This is a genomic window from Roseburia zhanii (genome assembly GCF_014287635.1).
GTDB lineage: Bacteria > Bacillota > Clostridia > Lachnospirales > Lachnospiraceae > Roseburia_B > Roseburia_B zhanii.
Genome location: NZ_JACOPH010000050.1, coordinates 1 through 2,105, shown reverse-complemented (window position 1 = coordinate 2,105; position 2,105 = coordinate 1). Strand labels below are relative to the sequence as shown.

3 protein-coding genes are annotated in these 2,105 nt (G+C 36.9%); all 3 read left to right on the top strand.

All coding sequences use genetic code 11. From position 1 onward, the window contains the following. The first annotated feature begins 270 nt into the window (after positions 1-270). From H8S17_RS15930 to H8S17_RS15920, 3 genes are read left to right on the top strand one after another with little or no spacing between them, the layout of a single operon-like run. Positions 271-525, top strand: coding sequence for a hypothetical protein (locus tag H8S17_RS15930; protein ID WP_243238115.1), 255 nt, complete (start codon positions 271-273; stop codon positions 523-525). A gap of 22 nt (positions 526-547) precedes the next feature. Beyond that, positions 548-1,501 carry a hypothetical protein gene (locus H8S17_RS15925; protein WP_186867882.1) on the top strand — a complete coding sequence of 318 codons (954 nt, stop codon included), beginning with the start codon at positions 548-550 and terminating at the stop codon, positions 1,499-1,501. Next, complete coding sequence (locus H8S17_RS15920; RefSeq protein WP_243238114.1) at positions 1,498-2,010, top strand: hypothetical protein; 513 nt, start codon at positions 1,498-1,500, stop codon at positions 2,008-2,010. The genes H8S17_RS15925 and H8S17_RS15920 overlap by 4 nt, the downstream gene beginning before the upstream one ends. Positions 2,011-2,105: the final 95 nt, after the last annotated feature.

The window sequence follows — 2,105 nt, the reverse complement described above, 5'->3', positions numbered from 1 at the left end:
AAAATGGCTGGAAGAAAGAAAATGATTTGGTATTAAAAATAGGCTTTGACAGCAGTGGATTGTATGATATAGGGCAGGAAAAAGGATATGGAGCAGCACAGAATATGTGGATGAAAGGTGTTAGCCAAAGTATGTTTGAAGCTAGAGTGTGATTAATGGATGATAGAAAGTATAAACCGCTTTATGAAGTCGTTGAATAAAATTTTATACGAAAACTTCTAGCTGTTGGAGGTGGATTTATGGGAATCTCTTTTTCAAATATAGGAACAGTTGGAAGAAACTGGTTTTAATCCATTTCAGACGGATGTAATTAGTATATTAACGCAGCTATCGGTAGAGCAGGATTTTCTGACAGGTGGTGATGACAATATTTTTGGTGAAACGAAAGAAAGTTATTTAGCAGCTATCGACAAAGTATTGGAGAGAATAGAAAATCTGCTGGCAGCCGTTACAGATGAAAGGGCAGCATATCTGCAACAGGAAAAAGAATTTTATACCGTGTTGGCATCTAAAATAAGAGAATAAAATGCCGGGAGGAATTTAAAAAATGATTGGAAGTATAGGAGCGGAGAGCCGTTATTCAACAGGTTATAACAAACTAAAACCAAATCGGAACCAGAATAAGTGGGCTGACACTTTGGCTCAGACGGTGGATAAGGAGGATATTAGCAGTAGAGCGGATATCAATCGTGCTAAGAAAAGTACAGTGATGGATTCTTATCTGGCACTGTCAGGAAAAACGATAAATACTTTGAAACAGGAATATTCAGAGTACGAATCCGAAAATTATAGAATCGTACCCGATAATGAAGCTGAATGTTTTGATATATACAATAAAGACGGGGAGCGTTTGGGGGCATTTTCCTATTCTGATATAAAAATAAGACAGGATGAAACAACAGGAAAGCAGTTTTTGATTTCTGAGCATGGAACGATGAGTTACGATGCCCTGGTATTAGATGATGAATTAAAAGATGCATTGCAGAATGTAATGGATAAAGATTCGCTGGATGTGGAGACTTTGCAGGGATTTACATTAAATACACATTCAGGTACCGGCATCCAGTATTTAGTAAAAGACGGTGAAGAAGGCAGAGGTGGCAAGGTTCTTCTGCAAAATGAAGCGGATCGGAAGAGGTATGAAGAATTAGCGGAGATGTATTTTGACAAATACCCTAATTTAATTGAGAGTCGGGAAGAAGGTTTTATCTGGGCTGATTTAGAGATTAGAGGAATGGCAAAACGGACAGATCAGGGAATTATATCCATAGGAGCTGATGGAATGTCATACAGTGACAATGAAAATTATAAAAACAATTGGAGTGTCCGGTTTTCTGGTTCTATGTATGAAAAGCTGTATGAATGGCTTCAGAATAACAAGGATAGCATGGAGGAAATCCATAAATTTTCTACATGGCAAAAGGTTTTTGACGAAATTGGTGGAACGTATGAAAGAGTCTGGTCGAAAGAAGAACTGGATCAGGGATATTTGAATAATTGAAAGAGGTAAAAATATCTAGTTATATGAATAATATGAATCCCATAATAGAAAAAAATGATGCTAAAGTTCAGAAAGAAAATAAGCAGGCAAATGAAAAACATACGATGGAACAATCCGTAAAGCTTTCTATTTCTAATGATGGAATGGAGCATTATCGCAAACATATACAGCAGAACGGGCAGGAAACCTATGATGATGTACTTCTGAGGAGAGAACTGTTAAAAAGTGGAAAAATCAGTGATGTAGATTATGGTTATGAGATTTCAAAGAAAGCAGCAGAATTGAACAAAGATGCTGCTAATGCTGGGAAAAAGGCTTTAAGCACTACAGACAGAGCAAACGGTTATGTTGCAGCATATGCAGAGTTGTATGATGAAATTGTTCAGGGATATGAATCTGGTACACGGGAAATATATGTGACAGATGAAAATGGAACTCATAAGCTTACAAAGGATGAAGAGTTAAGCAATTTAGATGCTGCATATAAAAAACAGTGGATGACTTTGTGACAATGGAGACAACCAATCAGCATGCCCGTGGAATTATTGGTGAAGAAATGAATAAAATTTCAAAAATTACCACAAGGTCAACTTTGGCATCGGCT

Excerpts from the sequence above, each read along its gene's own strand:
- H8S17_RS15925 (WP_186867882.1), top strand. The coding sequence starts at position 548 with ATGATTGGAAGTATAGGAGCGGAGAGCCGTTATTCAACAGGTTATAAC.